This window comes from Paenibacillus sp. FSL R5-0887 (assembly GCF_038002305.1).
Lineage (GTDB): Bacteria > Bacillota > Bacilli > Paenibacillales > Paenibacillaceae > Paenibacillus_AQ > Paenibacillus_AQ odorifer.
Genome location: NZ_JBBOCE010000001.1, coordinates 2,294,899 through 2,314,703 on the forward strand (window position 1 = coordinate 2,294,899; position 19,805 = coordinate 2,314,703).

Genomic DNA, 19,805 nt, shown 5'->3' on the forward strand with positions numbered 1-19,805 from the left:
ATTACACACACATTTTTTTAGATCAAGCAGATTTAAATGTCCTTCTATTTATAACAACCATTAATACAATAACGCTTAAACAAATGAAAATATTAATCTCAAAAACCAATTTGAACGCCTGCAACTGACTCCCTTGTCCTGTCTCTCCACTCATCACACCAAGTCCAAGTGCTGAGCCAAAGACCATACCCGCATTTCTTGTTAAAGCAATTAATCCGCCAATCGAACCCACGTGTTCCCGAGGTGTCTGCTGCATAATGAAGCTATTATTAGGAGAGGCAATGAGCCCCATACCAAGGCCAATAAGAGATAGAATCGCCGCGATTCCATAAATCGGTATATGATCTAAATACACCAGTAACAAGATAAACCCGCTTCCCATGCAGCTCAGTCCCATAAGCATCAGACGATGAGAGCCATAACGGTCGGAGCAGTAGCCTGCGAGAGGGCCTGCAAACGCCAAGGCAATGGGATAAGCCGCCATAATATATCCTGTCGTAGATGACGAGAACGGAGCCGACACCCCCATCAAATAAAATGGAATGAGGACAAGCAATGTGTTAGATAAAATAAAAGTGGCACAGCTAACGATCAAGCCTCCCGCTACAGTTGGAATTTTCAATGCTTGTAAGGGTAGAAAAGGAGTCTTTTGCTTCCGCTCCCAGAATAGAAAAGTAATCAACAACAAGGAAACCCCCACCAAACTTGTCATTGTCCACACGGACACCCAGCCCCATTTGCTCCCATTTGTTATTACGAGAAGGACCAAGGTGATGAATGCCATAAACAAGCTGGCCCCCACGAAGCTGACAGCACCCGGCTTGCGCTCTTGCACACGGTTCGGTATGTACCGATATGCCATAATTGTAGCCACAATCGCCACAGGAACATGGATTAAAAACAACCATTTCCAGCTCAGCCACTCTGCAATCAAACCTCCCGCTATAGGTCCCGTCATCCCGCCCAGCGCGACAGCTGTACTTAAAATTCCGAGTGCACGACCTCTTTGCTCTTTCGGCATATGAATGGTAATGAGTGCAATATTAGTTGCTTGAAACATTGCAGCTCCTACTCCTTGTACAACTCTGAGCGTTAGCAATATTGGCAGATTAGGTGAAAAAGCGACTAGGACAGAACCAACAGTAAAAATAATAAATCCAAGATTGTGAATCCGGCGAAAACCATAACGGTCGCCTAGTTTCCCCATAACAGGAAGAAGAGCCGTAATCACTAGCAGATAACCTGTTGTGATCCATAATCCCTTCCCAAGCTCTGTCTGAAAATAATTCACAATAAAAGGAAGCGACACATTCACAATTCCAGCTGTAAAATGGGAAATAAACGCCCCCATACAAATAGCCGCCATCATTCCCAGCCGCTGCCCGTGTGTGCTTTTAAACTCTATATCTTTTGCTGCCATCATGTTGATCCCGTCCCTACTCATATTGTTTAAGAATTACTAACAATTATAAGTAGATCCCTTGCAAGAACAATCCCATAAAGATGGGATGGAAATGGTTTAGGCGAATATGTCTATCAGTATAGGTGAGGAAAATCAGAGGTCCTGCGAAACAGCAAAAAGCGGCACATTTAAGTGCCGCCACTGAATTATTATCTATAAGAGTCATGCGTTGGGCGAAACAAATCTTCTTCGGAACTTCTGACCATAGAAAAATGTTCGACATTGTAGTGCCCATGTAATGTTTTATTGTGATGCTTGATGATTTGTTCTGCACTTAAAACATCATTGTCCGTTGTAGAATGACCATCTCCGACCAATGTAACATCCATGCCGCTAACCGTAGCCGTCCGAACCGCAGTATCGATGCAGTGTTGAGTTTTACATCCCATAATCACCACATGCTCAATCTGCTGATCTTTCAGATATTGTAGCAGCTCAGTTCCGTGAAAAGAATTCGTTGCCAGCTTATCAAAGATTTTGGCATTTGCAGACCTGTTGATTTCATTGTGAACTTGAAAGCCTGTACCTGTTCCTTCAGCGACATCTAGATCCCTAACGAACACAACTTCGACATCGGCTTCTTTTGCTTGTTCAATCACTTTATTAATATTCCGGATAAGCTGCTCTTTATTGAATACTGCACTTTCCTTTTCGTTTCCATCCATTAATTCTTGTTGTGCATCGATGATTAATAATACCTGATTCAAATGATTTTCCCCTTTCGAATGGTGGGGAAACGTCAACGCTTGATCAGTTAAACGTTATCCCCATATCATTTTGCAAGCTGACATTGTTTTTCATAATATCTACCTCCCAATAAAAATGGTATATAAACTTTAATCTTATAATTTAAGACTTTTTTAGTTTACCATATTTTTAAAATGTACTCTCTAAAAACTTTGATTGCTACATCCATTGATACATCATAAAAATGGTGGAAATCAGATTAGTCAGCCCGTGCAGAACCCAACCTGGAATGATCGAACCGCCGGATAATTTCTCATCCAACATTCCGATGCTCCAACCCACAAAACCTGTAAGAATCATTACAACAGCAGAATTCAATAATCCGGAACTGCTGTATAACAGCACAGCATGTACGACACCAAATAATAAAGCTTGAGCACAGTTTCCAATTCCGAATCCGAATTTCGAACTTAACCGTTTACCAATGAAGCCGCGGAACAGAATCTCTTCGGACAAGCTAGTCTGTAACCAAGAATAAATCAATGCCGGAATCAAACCTTTAAGACCTGTACCATAAAACTGTGAGCTGGCCAAAGTATTCTTATCCAGCATATAGATTGCTGTAAGCATTCCCAGGCTGGTGAATATAGTCATGGTAAGTATAAACCATAGTATGAACTGCTTCCTAGAAAGCAAGTGGGGTTTCTTCCAGCCAATCCACATGGCAAAGGATGAAGTTGTTCTGCTTGTAAAAAACCAGTATGTATAGGGAATGATGCTGAATAAGATGAGCTGAAGGACTGCACTGATGAGCAATGACAATGTCAACGGAATACCCTCCCTTTAATAAGAACAGCCTCAATATATCATGGACCGCTGCTTACCAGCGGGAAGAGACCGTAACTTGCAGGTTAGGTGGAGTAGTTGGTTGCGGATTGCTACTCAGGCAGTGGTAATACCGCCAACATCATGAACTGCCCATTCTCATATCTGAAACTGACGCTTCCTTGAAGCTGTTGAACCGCATACTCAATGCTTTCGATTCCGAACCCTCTACGCCCAAAGTTCCGCTTGCTGGACAAAAAAGAGCCCTGCCCGTCCTCTGTAAGCAGAGATGCAGGATTCTTTAAAGAAATCACCAATAACCCGTCGCAATAAATCACTTCCAGCCCAATAACATTCTGCTCTGACTCTGGTAATCTCTGAACCCCTTCGATTGCATTATCTAATGCATTGCCTAAAATAATTGCAATTTCAACCTCTTTGCCTGCAAGTGACAGGTCCTGCGGGATGCGAAAATGAGATTTCATTGTAACTTGATGTAGCTCGGCTTTGGCGAACTTCTCATTATAGATGGCATCAATAGCTATATTTCCAGAAGAAATATACTTTTCTCCTGCCTCCTGTGTCGAAGCAAGCTCCGCAATATATCGCTTGGCTTCTTGTACAGCTCCTTCATCCAGCAGAGAATGAATAAGGATCAACACATGGTTCAGATCATGCCGCAAACGCTGTGCTTCCTGATTATCTTTCAGTTTACTCGTGTAATCCTTCACTTGCTGCTGAAGCACATGATTATGCAATTCTATTTGCATCCGTTTCATTAACTTTTGATATATAAACATTACAGCCACATTAATTACAAGAATCCCAAGCAGGATGAATACAAAATCAAACGGAATATCAAAAGGTTTATCACTGGAATTTCTCAGATTCACAATAATAATAAGCAAAGAACCCGCAGAAACAAGATTCAGCACAGCCCAATCCTGATTCGACAGTAACGTTGTGGTATCCACTTTGAACAACCGCAGCAATAGCAGACATAACATGATGCTTAGCAAAACAACAAATAGGAAAGCAAAAGATAACCACCAGAAATTAACTGTATCTATTCCCTCGGCATTGAGTGGGATATGCTGAATCCCAGACCATACCAGCATCTCAATAACCACCGTAAACACTGTATAGAAACTGCTAAAGAACAGCTTTTGTAGCACACTGCCGCGGAAATAAAAAATAGTAATCAGACTATACACAAGCAGGTGAAGGATGACCGAATCAACTAGAGGTAAGCTAGCAGCGGTAAGCGATTTAATTATATAAAAGATAATAAGACAACCTATAAATGACTGTTTGCTCCTGCTCAGGATCAGGAATTTCTTGAGAAAAATATAAAATGTGACCCCTTGCGGGACATATATAAGGACGAGCATAAATACACCAAAAAAGTAAGGACTAATCTCCCGGATGAAAGACATTTATCTTAAGAGCCTCTTTTCTATAAAGGCATGGTATGACCGTAAAGAATCAGAGCTTCTACTGCGGCTGACGGGAAGCTCCACCCCGTTCTTCAGCTGAATAAGTTCTTTGCTTAAAGAACGAACATACAGCCAATTTACCAGGAATCCCGTATGTACGCGACAAAAATCATGTGATCCCAGCTGTCCTTCCAACTCTCTCAGTTTGCCATAATACGAGTAAGTCCCTTGTTCAGTACAAAGGACCAATTTTTTGCCTCGTTCTACCGTGATATACATAATATCATCTACCCTTAAATTATAGCTCATATGATGGATTGAGAATGACAGCACGTTGTTTCTTTGCATGCATTGCTGAATGGCTTTGACTGTGGCGGTCTGCAGTTCATGTTCATCAATGGGTTTCAGTAAATAGCGAAAGGGATGAACCGCAAAGCTTCTTCTCATATAACTTGTATGGCTGGTGACATAGATAATTAATACCCTGGCATCTTTGAGCCGGATCTTCTCTGCGACTTCTATACCGTTATACTCGGGCATCTCCATATCCAGATAAACTATATCGTATGCGGTAGTCGTCATTGCCTGAAGCAGGGTTTGGCCTGATTCAAAAATCTCAATAGAGGCAGTCATCCCTTGCAGGCTGGTTATCTGCTTCATGAGTAATTCTTCCAATCGCGAGGCATCTTGCCTCTGATCGTCACAGATTGCAATGTGAAGATTCATATTATGTATCCCTCCAAGTGAACGTAATTCTATCATATTATAATTTGAAAAAATATGAAGAACCGCCAATAAGCCGATCCTCTCGGACCGGCCTATAAACTCTTTTTTACAGGGAAGTTTCTACCCTAGTCAATTCATCGGAAGAGCGGACGCCAGCCGCCGAAACTGGATGAAAATAAACAGAGCGGTCAGCATCACCACAATTCCTGAACCGAGGAACCATAGCTGCACACCGTATCGATCCACCACAGGTCCTGCCAACAGCAGCCCAATTGGCGAAGACAACATCATAATGCTGGTCACGAGTGAAATGACACGCCCAAGCATCTCGGGTTCAAAAGAACGTTGGATCATCGCCATGAAGGGACCGTTGAAGAAGGGTGCCGCACTGCCCATCAAGAACGAGAGAATGGCAAAGATCACAAATGCATTCGGACCAATCAAACCACTGATCACACAGGTAAGACCGATGACTAGCAGACCTACGCTCATATAGCTAATGTCGCTCCATTTAGATGAGAACATCGACAATAGCAGACCGCCTAAAATCATCCCGATGCTGAACACCGCTTCCACCAGGCTGGCACTGTATCCTCCACGGCCAAAATGAGACAATGTCATATAAGGAAACAGTGTCGCTAACGGCATAAATGCGATACTAAACACCGCAGTAGCCCCCGTAATCAACACAATGGGTTTCGCTTGAATGAGTGCGTTCCAACCCAAACGGAATTCTTGAACGAAAGACGGCGCAGCTGAAGACTGCACTTTAGGCTGATGGATCTTCACCATGAACAGCATCAGATTCGCAATCAAAGCCCCGGCCACATCGAGTAGTAATACTGCCCCGAGCGAAGTTGCCGAGTAAACCGCTATCCCAAGTGCAGGACCAATTACATTCGAGAAAGAGAACACCATCTGCTGCCAGCCCGCGACTCTTGTCAATTCTTCTTCAGGAGCAATCAACGGAACAGCCGCCTGAAATGCCGGAGCATGAAAGGCTGATGCCGCCGAACGCAGGCTCAGAATGACATACACAAAGCCAAGTCCCGGTTCCCCCCACATGAAATAAAAACCTAATATCAGACTGAAGAGCGCAATTGCGCTATCAGCAATAATCATCGTTATTTTACGATTCCAACGGTCCAGCCAGACCCCTACAAAAGGACCCAAGACCGCTTGCGGCAAAAACGCTGCCAACCCAGCAATCATCAAAACTGCCGCTGACCCTGTCGATTCCGTCAAGTGCCAGATCACCGCGAATTGAACCATCGAACTCGTGAGAATCGAGAAAATCTGTCCGCTAAAAATAAGGGCGAAGGCTTTTTTCCATTGTATTTGCATAAGGTCATCTCCTTTGATTAAAAACTTAAATAAACTCATTCCATGAGCATAGGCACACTGAAACAGGCACATCACAAATAAACTCATTTCCATATCTCAAAAAAATGAATGAGTCCACTTGTCTTGCACCACTGATTACCATAAACGAATGGAATGGGTCACAAGGAGCACCTCCTGGAAAAAATTATGTTCATTATAACATCGCATCTCTTCCCTGAGCCAGTTCCAATTGTTCTTTTTACGAAAAATTTGATCTATCTCTATCTTCCGAATAAATTCCTAAATAAGGGAGAAGATAAAAATCACTTAACATCTCATTTATTTAAGGAGAATTGCATGCGGAAATTTTTTAACGCCAAGACACCTCCGTCTAATCCTAAGGTGCACCCTCAATTGGAAGCCGAAAATGAGCTTTCAATGAAGGATCTTTTTTCCCATGCTATCTCTGCGTCTCTCGAAGACAACTTACAGATTATTAATAAATGTTTTGCCAATTGTTCGGACCTAAAGGTTATTCCATGGCATTATGGCCCGGATCTTAAGTATGAAGCCTCATCCGTCTATTTCAATACACTTACTAAGTCTGACCCTACAAATTATTTTAAAGATGTCTTGCAGAATTTAGTTCCGCATGAGTTGGGTCCCACCTTGGACGTAACCGTTGAAGATGTCATCTCCTATTTTGAAAAAAATGGTGTTTCATCACCGCTGCTTGAATTAATGGACAATATCGGTCAAGCCATTAAGGGGATTCTTGATGGGAAAGTTGTCCTTTTCTTTACAGGTTGGCAAAAAGCCGTTGCCTATTATGCCTTCGATGTAGAACAGCGCCAAACCTCTGAGCCCATTTCAGAGCCTACTGTTCAAGGTCCCCACGTCAGCTTTATAGAAAGCTTGGAGCGTAATGTAGGTGTTATTCGTAGTTTGCTGAAATCTACTAATCTTAAGTTCGAGTTCTTTACCTCTGGTAAGCAGGTTCAAAGAACGTTGTCCTATGGTTATCTGGATGGAGTAGTCAAAGCAGAAACATTAAATCAATTCAAACAACGGATAGCAAGTATTGATCAGGAAGAAATTCTTGACGTCTCCTATCTCGAAGAGTGGATCGGTGATTCGCTCTACTCACCATTTCCACAAGTCCGCTATACAGAACGACCGGATACAGCTATAACAGCTCTGCTAGACGGGAAGATTATTGCTATGGTTAACGGAAGTCCTTCCATTCTGATCTGTCCCGGGAATTTCATGGAGTTTTTTACGAATAGCGAAGATTATTACTACCGGACTATTTTTTCATCATTGATAAGACTGATTAGGGTCGCTGCCTTCATCATCGCCCTGCTGTTACCCAGTACCTATATTGCCTTATCCAACTTCCATTCCGAACTAATTCCCACGGTTCTGCTGCTTGCTATTCTAAACACACGCGAAGGAATCCCCTTTCCGGCTATGGTTGAAGCTTTGATCATGGAGTTTTTCTTTGAGCTATTGAGAGAGGCGGGCATACGCTTACCCAGACCGATTGGATCGGCCGTCAGTATCGTTGGGGCTTTGGTCATTGGACAAGCTGCTATTCAATCGCAGATTGCCTCTCCGGTCATGGTCATTGTCGTCGCTTTGACGGGCATTGCCTCATTTGCGCTACCACAATACAATATGGCAATTGCGCTGCGGATTTTACGGTTTCCCTTAATGATTCTCGCGGCAACATTCGGAGGACTTGGCATCATGGTCGGTTTTATTCTAATTTATCTCCATCTGGCTACCTTGCGCTCTTTAGGAGAACCGTATTTAGACTCGTTAGCTCCGTTAGATCTTAAAAGAGTACGTGATTCTATTTTTCTACTTCCGAGAAGACTGCTGCTTCATTCACCACGGAATCGACACCTATATAAAAAGACTTCGGGAAGGAAGTAGATATAGTGAAGCGGCTTACTACCATACTAATTTCCCTTCTTGTACTCACTCTAACTAGCGGATGCTGGGATAATAAAGAATTGGACGAGTATGGGTATGTGCAGGCGGTCGCCATTGACCAAAGCGAAGACAATCGGATTGTAATCACGACACATTTCTATAATCCTTCCACCAAAATAGAAATGGGACAAGCAGGGGATCCAGCGTCCAAGGGAATTAATATCGTTACGAGTGGAGAAACCTTTTTTGAAGCAATAAGGGAGATCCCGGCAAAATTTGGTCGAAAAGCCAAATGGGATCATATGCGTGTCATATTAATCGGGGAGCAACTAGCCAGAACCACGAACATCCGGGAGGTACTTGATTTTTTCTCCAGGGATCAAGAACCGCGTGGTACCGTTCTTCCTCTCATCGCTGAGCAATCTGCGGCACCATTTTTAGATATCAACCCGTTTATCGAGCAGACCATTGGTCAACAGTATAAGAGAATGGAGACGAGCGGTGCTCTATATGCCGCAAAAACTTCCAAGATTCCTCTCTATGAGCTGGCTATACAAATGTGTAGCCCCTCCAATACTTCCATCATCCCTTACCTGCATAAGACCAGTTTGGATCATAAACCATTGATATCTGGGCTGGCTGTAATTCATGACGGTAAAATGATTGACATTCTAAAGGAGAAGGATACCGAAGCATTCATGATGCTGACGGATAGATATATCTATGGAGTACTAGAATTTCCTTGCCCGGATGAGACCGAAGTACCGCTTCGGAAAAAAGAAACGCTTGAAGTGCTTACCTTCAACAGTACGCTTACTCCAATCGTAAAAAATGGTTCTGTGTCCGTCGGTGTAAAAATTGCTATTGAAGGAATGATCGGAGAATTACGTTGCTCACATTTAAAAAACAATAAGGACATGAAGCTTTTTGAGCAGCGTATCATAACTCAGGTTGAACAACAGGTTGAGCACGCAACCAAGTTTTTGAAAACAAAAAAGATCGACGCACTCGGAATTGGCAATCAGATTTACCGGAAAAATCCGCAGCTGTGGAAACAACTAGAGCCTCAATGGAAGGATACATTCGCCCAGACTCAGTTCGATATCAACGTTGATGTCAAAGTGTTAAGCACTGGAATGAACTCAGGCACAATATTTGGAACAAAGGAGAAGTAGCTATGGTGGGAAAAATAATCTGCGTTCTCTTATTAGCTTCCGCTATGCTAGCCCATGACATCCCAAGGTTTAGACAAGCCTCCATCCGCGATCGAGTAGTTTATGGAGTATTATTACTACCCGTACTTTATCTCGGATTTATCTTTATTGCAGCTAAGCCATGGCCCAATTTAGATTCCATCTTCAATTTATTCACGGCTCCAGCTGAGCACATCGTCCATTGGATCAACCCTGCCATTTCATAAGCTTAAAGAATGAGGAGGAACGTATGAATAAGCAAGAACGTGTTAGTTCGATCCAAATGTCCATGCTGTTTCTCTTCTTTATGACCGGTTCCTCAATCGTTATCGTCCCTGCGTCACTAACTAACTTTGCTGGCAACGGAGCCTGGATATCCCTCTTAATCGCCTCTGCCATAGGAATGGCTCTGCTTTCCGGTATTCTATATTTGAACCGACGAGCGCCAGATCTTTCGCTTGTGGAACAAAGCCGCTCCGTACTTGGAAACGGACTGACCCTCGTCCTCCTGATTCCTTTCACTTGTGTGCTGTTTTGGAATGTCGCAGGAATTGTAATTGAGATCGGAACCTTTTTCAAAAGTACGATGTTAAAAGAAACGCCCACTTACGCGGTAAATACCATGTTTTTTATAACGATTGCGATGACAGCTCTAGCTGGAATCGAAGTAATTGCACGCATGGCAGCCGTCCTAATGTCACTAATGTTCGGATTTATCATCTTAGTCTGGATACTCGTAGCAGGGTTGTATCATCCCGAGTACCTACTGCCCATCATGCCTGATGGATTTAGGCCTATCCTAAGCGCTGCATATGTAGTCTATGGCTTCCCCTATTCCGAGCTTATCGTTTTTTCGATGATTTTACCGTTCGTGCGTAAAGAAGACAATTCTAAACTGGGAAAACAGATGTATCTTGCACTCATCATCAATGCCCTGACGTTAATTGCTTCTGTCATTAGCAGTATTATGGTATTGGGACCACTGTCCGGCAGCTTGAAATATTCATTATATCAGTTGGCGAGACTCATTTATTTTCAGGAAACCATTGAAAGAATCGAATCCGTGATTGGTTTTTCACTCATTATCGGCTTCTATTTCAAGGCTTCTATCCTGCTGCTTATTCTTATTAAAGTACTAAAGGAGCTTCTGAGATTGAAGGATGAACGTTTAATTGTTTTCCCACTTGCTTTTGTCTGCCTGCTGTTATCTGTAACGACTTACACACAGGAGTCTGAGCTTGAGAAAATCGTGAATACTACATGGCCCTTGATCACTAACCTAGCTTACATCCTGCCGTTTCTTCTAATTCTATTGGTCACTTTTATTCGTTATCATATAAATCAACACAAAAAATAACCCATTCTAAACGGATTCAATATCCCCTATCTCATTTCGCAGACTTCAGCTTCTTCTTTTCTTGGATCCAGCCCGCCAGCAAAAGTATTGCTCAACATAATTGCTTGCCATCGCGATTGAAGATTCTGAGATTTCCGGACCCAGAGGACGTTATTTGCAATTTTTTGGCCTGTGGAGCAGAGTTTAGGACTCCACTGACGCTATCTCATATAAAAAGACTCATATTGAGTGTTTTTTTATGGGAATAGCTGCTATACAGTCCGCTAGGATGCAAAATGTAGACCCATGACACGTTTAAGGTCAGCTGTGTCCGATGGGCTTGGTCTGTGCAAGTGTTATTGGATCAAACGAAGCAAAGTAGGGATGCCCAACAGCCACTTTTAGCTTATTAGGACACCCCTGTTAAGTTTATTACGTTACTCGCTCTAACCAATAAATTCTTGAACCCACTCGCTGTTATAGTAACCTATTCCAATTTCTGTAAAGCTACTATTCAGGATATTGGCACGATGACCAGGACTGTTCATCCATTGGTTCATTACTTCTTCTGCGCTCGACTGACCTTTGGCGATATTTTCCCCTGCTGAATTGTATGAGATCCCGAATGCTTTCATCATATCAAACGGAGATCCATACGTAGGAGACTGATGATCAAAATAGTTATTGTCATACATATCCTGCGCTTTAGCCAAAGCCATTTTCGAAAGTTCGCTATTTAAGCTAAGAGGCTTCAAGCCTGCATTCGTTCTTTCTTTATTCACCAAATCCAATACTTGCTGTACCGATTGGGATGTATTGGTGGATGGTTGTGGATTTGCAGACTTCTGTGGGACAGCAGAATGTTGCGGATTTGCAGAATATTGTGGTTTCGCCGACTGCTGCGGATACGTTGTTTGATCTGTTGTGCTTCCTGTAGGTGGATTGGTACGGATGAACCCATCCAGCCATTTCGTTACATCGCCAGGAACTTGTTTAGTCTTAATTGTTGTATTCCCTGCATTCTCCGTGGAAATGGAAGATGCTTGCGTTAAAGTTGAACTTGAGATAGTTTTACGAGCATGATTGTCAACCTTCGTTTGTTGAGTTGTCATTTGGTTGTTGGCCGAGTTATTACCCGAACAAGCAGTAACGAGTAATAGCGCTACTATTACGATAAATGGTTTAATTAGAACCCCTCCTGATTTGGCAAAGTAGTGACTTAATCGAATAAAGTTTTTGTAAAGTACCCCTGATTTATTCATCTCTAATTCAAAAATATAAAAAGCAAAAAAGTCCACTCGCAACATGGTTGCTGTGGACTTAATCTTAGTGGATATTTTAGATGCGTCGATATAGTTACATTTATAGTAATTTATAGAATTTTTTACTAATTAATGTTATGCTTTGTTAAGATCATAAAGTATAACATCAAATAAGATTTGGACAAACAAGCTTATAGAAATAAGCAGGCTTTGTTAGGTAAATAGATACTTTTAGATTACTTAATGTAATGTGATTGCAAAATTATTACAAGGAGTGATCATGCTATGTTAGAAGGTATCTCGATAAAACAAGTCTCCATTTATTGTCCTGAAAGAGTGATTAACAACCAATATTTTATTGACCATTTTCAAAAGCAAGGTATAGATATTAAGCGGATTCTTAAAAAGACAGGCAGAAAAAACCGCCATGTTATTGAAGGAACGAAGGAGAACTCGTTGACGATGGCGATTAATGCCGCTCAACAGGCAATTGATGCTGCATCATTGAAATCTGCAGATATAGACCTGATTCTTTTTTCCAGCTCAACTCCGGAATATTTATCACCTACGAATTCATTGCTTATTCACAAAGCTATCAAAGGTAAAGATGATACGCTTTGCTATGACTTAAATGGTAATTGTATAGGAATGTTTATTGCGGTTGAACAGGCTGCTCGTACTTTATACGATGATCCTGATAGAGATAGAGCGTTGGTTATCGGTTCGGATTTTTTAAATTTATGGGCTGATCCTTCACATCCAATAACATATTCAATTTTTGGCGATGCCGCCGTAGCCCTCATTTTAGAAAAAGATCATTCAGAGAGTGGATTAATTGACGTAAGGTATCTTTCGGACAGCCGTTTTACAGAAGAAATTGTGTACCCCGCTCAAGGATTGGCTAAGTCTTTGCGTGATGGGGCTGAACACCGCTACTTACACTGGGGGAGATTCAGCGGAATAGACAGTGTACGATTTGCGGAAGCATCTATTGTTGAATTATTAAACAAACATCACCTAACATTCGAGGATATACAAGTTTTTTGTTTTTCACAATTTACATTGGCTAATATTAAATTACTTCAAGCTAAGCTGAACCTGGATCAACATAAAATTATTTATGTAGCCGACGAATATGGCTATACAGGCACAAGCAGTCCCTTTCTGGCCTTATATTGTGCTATTGAACATGGTTTGATCAAACGTGGCGACAACTTATTATTTTGGACATTGGGGTCAGGTTATCAAGCCGGTTCAATGTTATGGCGTTATTGACATGAGGCTCCATTCATTCATCCTATCACTATCGAAACTCCACAATACACCAACAACAATCCCATCAGTATATTAAATTGACTTCTATATTTAGATATCATTTTTTTGAAAAGAGAACCACATAAACACCAACTAAAAGTGCCCATAAAACCGATGAATGCTAAGACTATAGAGTAACTCAATAAGCTATAATAGGAAGAATTAGAGGTAAGAATAAATGTAGATGTAACTGTGATTCCATATAATATCCCTTTAGGATTAATAAATTGTAAAAGCATACCCGCAATAAAACTGTTGTGTTTATCGCCACTTCCATCACTTTCTTGATGTTTACTTGTAATAATTTTAAATGCTAAATAAAACATGTAGACTCCGCCTATCACAGCCATAATAGATTCAATCTTAGGGATAAAATTGATCAGAAGTATATTAAAATAGCAACATAACAATATAATCACGAAAAAACCTGTGCCCACTCCTAAACAAAATCTCATTGTTTTTCGTAAACCAAACTGGTTTGCAAAAGTCATTGCCATAATGTTATTGGGTCCCGGAGTAAAGCTAGCAACAAATGCATATAAAAACAAAGAAACAATCACTGAATTCCACCTCGTTGTATGTTATAATGTATTTATCAGACGCTATAACGTCCTTATGTGCGTTTTATTGTATATCCTGGTCGTTATAAAGTAAATAGGAATAGGAGAATTACCGTGGAAGAGATAAATCAAATCATTGCGGAGAATATAAAAAAGATTAGAAGAAGTAAAGATTTAAGCCTGGAAAAGGTGGCAGAATTAACAGGAGTAAGCAAAACAATGATTGGTCAAATCGAAAGAGGCGAATCGGCACCTACCATTACAACCATTTGGAAGATCGCCAATGGATTAAAAACTTCATTTTCTGCGCTGATAGATTACCCAAAGCCTGACACAAGAGTCGTATTAAGAAATGAAATTCAACCACTGCTTGAAGACAACGGAAAATATCGGGTGTACCCATCTTTCCCATTTGATGAAAGCAAACGATTTGAGGGTTATACAGTTGAGATAGACAAAGGTGGATACCTTGATGCCAATCCACATATGGAAGGAACTGAAGAATTAATCACTGTATTTGATGGTGAATTGTCTTTGCGTGTCAATGATAATGAATATCTATTAAAATCTGGTGATTCTATCACGTTTAACGCAGACAAACCCCATGTATATTATAATCCAGGACAATCATTGACCCGTTTAAGCATGATCTTATATTATTCTAGTTAGCAAAAAAACCAAGGTTCTTAAACCTTGGGATCAAATCTTACTATGATAACCTGCGGAGATAACGCTCAGCCTCCCCATTATGAACCGTCCAGCATTAACTTATAAACCTTACCGTCTTTTGCATATTCATTATTAAAAAGCAGGGCATCCCCTTCTCTTTTCAGGAATTTCAGATTGTCTCCAAAAAAAGGAAGGTCGTTTGTTTCGGCATATTTTTGCTGCTCTACGTCAAGAAGTGCCTTGTACAACAATGTTTTGGCACCTGTTTTACGATCTATCATCATGAGGAAACCTTGCTGATTGGACCGAATCAGCAGAAAATCCTCGTCCATTCCCTCCACTAAATAATTATCCGAATTACCACCTAGGGTGTTCAGATTAATCGTCTCCGTTACGTTCCCTGTTCCATCTTCAATTAATCGTAATATTTTCCCATCGGTAAGCAGGAGCTGATCGCCAGCTATTTTCACATTGTCACCATAACGAAGATGGTATCCTACACTTGCGTGGCGAATGACCATTCCATCCTTAATAATCATCGTATACCATTTATTATTGATATGTGGTTCTCCGTAAACATCTGTTACGGTTAGATAGATTAGACCTTTCGGCGTCTTCTGAAAATCGAATTGAACAGCATCGAATAACTGCGAACCAAGGTTCGTTAGCAAGCGAGTTTGTCCTGCGGAATCTGTTAGATATAAACCCCCTGTTTTTTTATCCACTGTATAAGTAGATCCAGCAAATTGTGCGCTGGCACTAGCATAGTTCAATAGCCCAGTTGCTGTATATATCCTCTTCGTCGCATCCCAGCTGACCGTTGTTCCTCCTAATGAATTTACAAGAAAACGGGCAGGTACATAGAGTTGACCATTAATTTCAAAAGGAACACCTTCTACACTTACCAATTTACCATCAAGGACCCCCTGTTTACTTCCAATACGAACGGCTATCTTTTTTCCCCATCCAGTAAACTCCGCTCTTTGATGCGATTTATCCCATACAACCTTAAGTCCTGCCGCTTCCCAGTGACTGGCTGAAACATAAGTAATCCCATCCTTTACTAGTGCAGCGCTCGTACCTTTCCCGCCTCCATCCATAATGAAAGTGAAGTAAGCGGGCAATGCCGCATTCGCAACTGGAGCAGCAAGCAATGATGCAACAAGTATTGGAGCTAGCAACCATCTTTTATCCATATCTTGATCAACCTCCATGTTAGAAAATCATAAATTCTTCATAGGGTATAGACGCAGTTTAATTCCAAAGGTTCCTATAAGTTAACAATAATAGTAAATTCTAAGTTCAAAGTCTCTCCTTCTATTCATCCTCTCATCTGCCTCTTTTTCTCCCATTTCGTTGTTCCCCCAAGAATCTGTGAAAATTTTCTCATATATTGATAGGGAGGTTGGCGCCAAACCTTAAACAAAAAAATTGAAAGAAGGCAATTACAATGGCTTTAGGTTGTGATACAGCTACAAATGTAACAGCAGCAAGATTAACTACACTTAAAAATAATAAATTCACATTCGTTTGCCGATATTTGAATCGCGTCGAAGGATACCAGGATGGTCTCACCTCAGCTGAGATTACACGGATTTCAGATGGGGGATTATATATCATATCCCTTTATCAAATCAGCAAATCGCTCGATCATTTTACGAAAGCCAATGGGGTTAAAGATGCTGAAACGGCTGTAGGATTAGCAAGTGATTTGGGACAAACCAGCAGCACTCCGATTTATTTTGCGATAGACCGCGATATGACCTCTACCGAAATCACAAACAATATAGTACCTTATTTTCAAGGCATAAAATCAGTGCTAGACAGCAGTACTAAAAATTCCAAAAGCTATAAAATGGGTATCTACGGATCACGAGCAGTCTGCTCTCATATTCGAGGCACTAATTCCGCCACAACACGTTACACCTTCATCGTAGATAATGACTGGCAGGGAACCTTCGAGGATTGGAACCTGCGACAATATAATTTCAACACTGAGGTAGGAACAAGCACTGGCAAAATCAACGTAGACTATGTAGAGTCCTCCTCACATAGCGGTGGAGGCTGGAAAAAGTAATTTATTCCTCTTTTATCGGTGACGAGGCGTCGTACGAAAGCAGATTATGATAGATTCAAATAAAGTCTCGTTATTATAAAAATAGTAAAAAGACAACCAGGCATGGATTATCCGATTAATGGAGAAGCTCTGCCTGGTGTTTTTGGTTTGTAGCGGTTTGTTTAAGCAGATAATCATAAATCGTAGCTATCCGATTTTAATGTCTTCTTTGGGCAACCCGCGGAGAAAAATTCGCAGAATTTTCCAATTCCCAGCCGAATTACGATCGAGCATCCATTTCGCACTGACAGCCGCTTGCTTTCTTCACTAACAGAACTTGCTTTCCTCACTAACAGCAGCTTGCTTCCGCTATCCTCTCCCCGTATATTTTATCGCTGTAACTTTATGCAACCTATGAGATAACTGCACTTTATACACTTATTTCGTCTGTAAAAGGCTAACTTCTCACTCTAACTGTATTCTATACAATTAAAAATCACAGTTATCAAATTTAGCGGCAAAAAACTAAAAAATAGGTGTACAAAATACAACTATCTTCATGAGCGAGTTTTTCGAGCGAAAATAGCTGTACAAAATACAATTAAAAGCCGCTACATATTAAATTCGTCCGCTCTCCATATAAAAAAGGGGCGAGATCTTTGTAGATCACCCCCTGCTCCACTTGCTCCTATTTAGAATCGCCTATTTGATCATATGCTGGATCATACGTCCACTTCAGGCCGTTGTCCTTACTCGACAGATAGATGGTACCTACAGTGTTGCCCTCTTTGCTGAGCAGAATAGGATACAATCCTTCTTTTCCATTAAAAATAGGTGAAAGCGGCGTTTTTTGATATTCATTAAAGGTTTCCGGAAGGGATACCACGAGTTTTTCCCATGACTGTCCCTTATCTTTGGTCCAATAAATAACAGGCCCATTATCTTCATAATATCTGAACCCTAAGAATCCGATATCCTTGTTAGAAAACCCTGCCCCGGCTAAACTTTCCGCGTATAAATCGTTAGGATTTCCAAGCTCCGTCCATGTCTTCCCGCCGTCAGAGGTCTGGTATACATAATTTAATGAGCGTCCCACGCCTGCAGAACCTCCGGAGACGATCCATCCATTTTGTTTGTCAGTAAACCCGATGAACTTGGCGTCATAACCCTTTGCACCTGCAATGTTGTAGTTATTCCACGATTTCCCCATGTCATCACTGATTAATACATGTAGAGGGGATTCTTTACCATCCGCAAATCCATATACAATTGCAGTTTTGTCCTCGGAGATATAAAATCCGGTATCCGCTCTCCCCATCCCCATTTCTGTTCCAGTCGTATCAAGTTTTAAAGGCGTTTGCGCTTGGATCTCCCCTTTCCGATAGGAGACAGAGACCTTACCATCCTCGTCCATGGAATACGCATTCCCAGCGTCATGCACAACAACTTGTTCGCCACTAGAGCTGTAGGAATAAATAGTACCTGGTTTGAGCGCCGCCGTATCTGTAGATTGGCCGGTTAGGTTGGTACAGGCTGCTAGCACTGCTGTTACACTAACCACCATTAAGACCGCAAGAAATGCGCCTACTCCATTTCGTTTTTCTTTCATATTTAAAATACTGCCAAATCTCTGCTTCATCGAGTGTTTTCCTCCTGCAAAATTCGTTGATAAAGCTACATGCCGTGTAGCATTACTTTGCATAACCGATAAAATGGCTTCGCAGTATTTCTTTCGATATGCCGCATTTTGCTTACGTACAACGGTGTCATCACAATAAATTTCAATTTCGCGGACAGCTTCGCGTGCCATGAACCAGACCAATGGATTAAACCAATGCAGTGCCTGCACAATCAGTAGCAGTAGCTTATATATGATGTCATGCCTTTTGTAATGGACCAGCTCATGTTTTAAGATAAACTCCAGCTCTTCGTCACTATATTGATCATGCGGCAAGAATAGTGTTGGCTTGTAAAAACCCATTAGCATCGGATTCGGAACTTTACTGCTTATCAGAACCGCAATGGTGGTTGTTACATGCATTTCTTTAGCGACTTGTTTGAGCTTGGAGAACATATCCTCTCTCTGAAGAGGGCTGCTCCAACGTAACACCTGTTTCCTGAAAAAGAAATAACTCAGCAAATGATACCCTAAAAAAAGCACAGCGCCAGTAACCCAGATGTAAGCTAAAATATTAATTATAGAAGGGATATGGCTTACATCCCCTGTCTGGACCGGCTGAGAGATTACTGGCGTATCCGCCTGCAAATTCTGGGATACTGAGCTTTGAAAGACAGTTGCTATGGCCTGACCTTCGGGTAGCTGAATCGCCACAGGAGGATTAGTAAAGGAAAAGTTGAATGGCAACAATAATCGCAAGGTTAGGATCAACCATATCCAATAGCTCAACTTAGCCGAATAATGTTTTCTTAACAAGGGAGTTAATGTGATTAAGCCGATAATAACTAAACTAAGGGTCACAGAAATAACCAGAAAATCTGTAAAAAGACCTGTTATCATCAGGATTCCTCCTTATCTACTCTATCGAGCAGTTCCCGCAACTCAGCAAGATCGCTTTTATCAATCGCCTTCCCGTTGTATAAGGACATCACCATATCCTGCACAGAGTTGCCAAACAGCTTTTCAAGCGTAGACTTCCCTTCGCTCTCTTTATAATCTGTCTCAGAAATTGCAGCGAGATAACGGTTGCTCCGCCCTTCTTTTTCGCAAGATAGAAAGCCCTTTTCAACCAGCCGTGACAGCACTGTCATCAAAGTAGCAAGCGCCCACTTACGTTTATCCCCCAGTTGATTCAAAATATAAGAGGAGCTAACCCAACTCTCGGCTCTCCAAATCACCAGCATAATTTCCAGTTCAGCATCTGGCAAGCGTTTGATTTTGTTATTCATCCATATTTCTCCTTGTTATACATTTGTGTAATACATTCATTATACAAACGTGTAATTAAAAAGCAAGCACATTATTTCTAAAATATGTATACATTCTTAGACGTTTATTAT

17 protein-coding genes are annotated in these 19,805 nt (G+C 41.3%); 6 read left to right on the plus strand and 11 right to left on the minus strand.

Translation table 11 applies throughout. The features are described 5' to 3' along the window. Window positions 1-22 precede the first annotated feature (22 nt). The 6 genes from MKY14_RS10350 to MKY14_RS10375 form a co-directional block, all read right to left on the minus strand. Complete coding sequence (locus MKY14_RS10350; protein WP_340976426.1) at window positions 23-1,423, minus strand: MFS transporter; 1,401 nt, start codon at window positions 1,421-1,423, stop codon at window positions 23-25. 188 nt (window positions 1,424-1,611) lie between these two features. Continuing rightward, window positions 1,612-2,169: a cysteine hydrolase family protein gene (locus MKY14_RS10355; RefSeq protein ID WP_076127240.1), complete on the minus strand. Its 558-nt coding sequence runs from the start codon at window positions 2,167-2,169 to the stop codon at window positions 1,612-1,614. A 199-nt stretch (window positions 2,170-2,368) separates the two neighbouring features. Continuing rightward, entirely contained in the window at window positions 2,369-2,977 is a 609-nt protein-coding gene (locus tag MKY14_RS10360) for a CPBP family intramembrane glutamic endopeptidase (RefSeq protein WP_076306918.1), read from the minus strand. A 110-nt stretch (window positions 2,978-3,087) separates the two neighbouring features. Then, entirely contained in the window at window positions 3,088-4,410 is a 1,323-nt protein-coding gene (locus MKY14_RS10365) for a GHKL domain-containing protein (RefSeq protein WP_340976427.1), read from the minus strand. Further along, the gene (locus MKY14_RS10370) at window positions 4,411-5,136 is read right to left on the minus strand and encodes a LytR/AlgR family response regulator transcription factor (protein ID WP_076190714.1); all 726 of its coding nucleotides are present in this window, start codon (window positions 5,134-5,136) and stop codon (window positions 4,411-4,413) included. It abuts the gene before it with no gap. 129 nt (window positions 5,137-5,265) lie between these two features. Next, window positions 5,266-6,480: an MFS transporter gene (locus MKY14_RS10375; protein ID WP_340976428.1), complete on the minus strand. Its 1,215-nt coding sequence runs from the start codon at window positions 6,478-6,480 to the stop codon at window positions 5,266-5,268. A gap of 336 nt (window positions 6,481-6,816) precedes the next feature. Between MKY14_RS10375 and MKY14_RS10380 the strand changes: the two genes are divergently transcribed. From MKY14_RS10380 to MKY14_RS10390, 3 genes are all read left to right on the plus strand, one after another. Next, window positions 6,817-8,397 (plus strand): spore germination protein, encoded by a 1,581-nt coding sequence (locus MKY14_RS10380; protein ID WP_256715792.1) that lies wholly within the window; start codon window positions 6,817-6,819, stop codon window positions 8,395-8,397. Between the two features lie 5 nt (window positions 8,398-8,402). Further along, entirely contained in the window at window positions 8,403-9,572 is a 1,170-nt protein-coding gene (locus MKY14_RS10385; RefSeq protein ID WP_179088771.1) for a Ger(x)C family spore germination protein, read from the plus strand. A gap of 268 nt (window positions 9,573-9,840) precedes the next feature. Further along, complete coding sequence (locus MKY14_RS10390; protein ID WP_076127252.1) at window positions 9,841-10,947, plus strand: GerAB/ArcD/ProY family transporter; 1,107 nt, start codon at window positions 9,841-9,843, stop codon at window positions 10,945-10,947. Between the two features lie 425 nt (window positions 10,948-11,372). Here the strand turns inward: MKY14_RS10390 and MKY14_RS10395 are convergent, their stop codons facing one another. Further along, window positions 11,373-12,224, minus strand: a complete 852-nt coding sequence (locus tag MKY14_RS10395; RefSeq protein ID WP_340976429.1) for a CAP domain-containing protein — start codon at window positions 12,222-12,224, stop codon at window positions 11,373-11,375. A 249-nt stretch (window positions 12,225-12,473) separates the two neighbouring features. Here MKY14_RS10395 and MKY14_RS10400 point away from each other — a divergent pair, with 249 nt between their 5' ends. Continuing rightward, window positions 12,474-13,463: a ketoacyl-ACP synthase III gene (locus MKY14_RS10400; RefSeq protein ID WP_076127253.1), complete on the plus strand. Its 990-nt coding sequence runs from the start codon at window positions 12,474-12,476 to the stop codon at window positions 13,461-13,463. Window positions 13,464-13,480: 17 nt separating this feature from the next. On the opposite strand, the gene MKY14_RS10405 is transcribed toward MKY14_RS10400, so the two are convergent. After that, window positions 13,481-14,062 (minus strand): LysE family transporter, encoded by a 582-nt coding sequence (locus tag MKY14_RS10405; RefSeq protein WP_076127255.1) that lies wholly within the window; start codon window positions 14,060-14,062, stop codon window positions 13,481-13,483. Between the two features lie 114 nt (window positions 14,063-14,176). Between MKY14_RS10405 and MKY14_RS10410 the strand changes: the two genes are divergently transcribed. Further along, on the plus strand, window positions 14,177-14,731 hold the full coding sequence (locus MKY14_RS10410) for a helix-turn-helix domain-containing protein (protein WP_076127257.1): 555 nt from the start codon (window positions 14,177-14,179) through the stop codon (window positions 14,729-14,731). 77 nt (window positions 14,732-14,808) lie between these two features. Here the strand turns inward: MKY14_RS10410 and MKY14_RS10415 are convergent, their stop codons facing one another. Further along, window positions 14,809-15,927 (minus strand): copper amine oxidase N-terminal domain-containing protein, encoded by a 1,119-nt coding sequence (locus tag MKY14_RS10415; protein WP_175617282.1) that lies wholly within the window; start codon window positions 15,925-15,927, stop codon window positions 14,809-14,811. Between the two features lie 254 nt (window positions 15,928-16,181). On the opposite strand from MKY14_RS10415, the gene MKY14_RS10420 reads away from it, so the two are divergent. Next, the gene (locus MKY14_RS10420; RefSeq protein WP_340976431.1) at window positions 16,182-16,808 is read left to right on the plus strand and encodes a glycoside hydrolase domain-containing protein; all 627 of its coding nucleotides are present in this window, start codon (window positions 16,182-16,184) and stop codon (window positions 16,806-16,808) included. 667 nt (window positions 16,809-17,475) lie between these two features. Here the strand turns inward: MKY14_RS10420 and MKY14_RS10425 are convergent. Both MKY14_RS10425 and MKY14_RS10430 read right to left on the minus strand, forming a co-directional pair. Beyond that, window positions 17,476-19,305 (minus strand): M56 family metallopeptidase, encoded by a 1,830-nt coding sequence (locus MKY14_RS10425; protein ID WP_340976432.1) that lies wholly within the window; start codon window positions 19,303-19,305, stop codon window positions 17,476-17,478. Next, on the minus strand, window positions 19,305-19,694 hold the full coding sequence (locus tag MKY14_RS10430) for a BlaI/MecI/CopY family transcriptional regulator (protein ID WP_076143756.1): 390 nt from the start codon (window positions 19,692-19,694) through the stop codon (window positions 19,305-19,307). The genes MKY14_RS10425 and MKY14_RS10430 overlap by 1 nt, the downstream gene beginning before the upstream one ends. Window positions 19,695-19,805 lie beyond the last annotated feature (111 nt).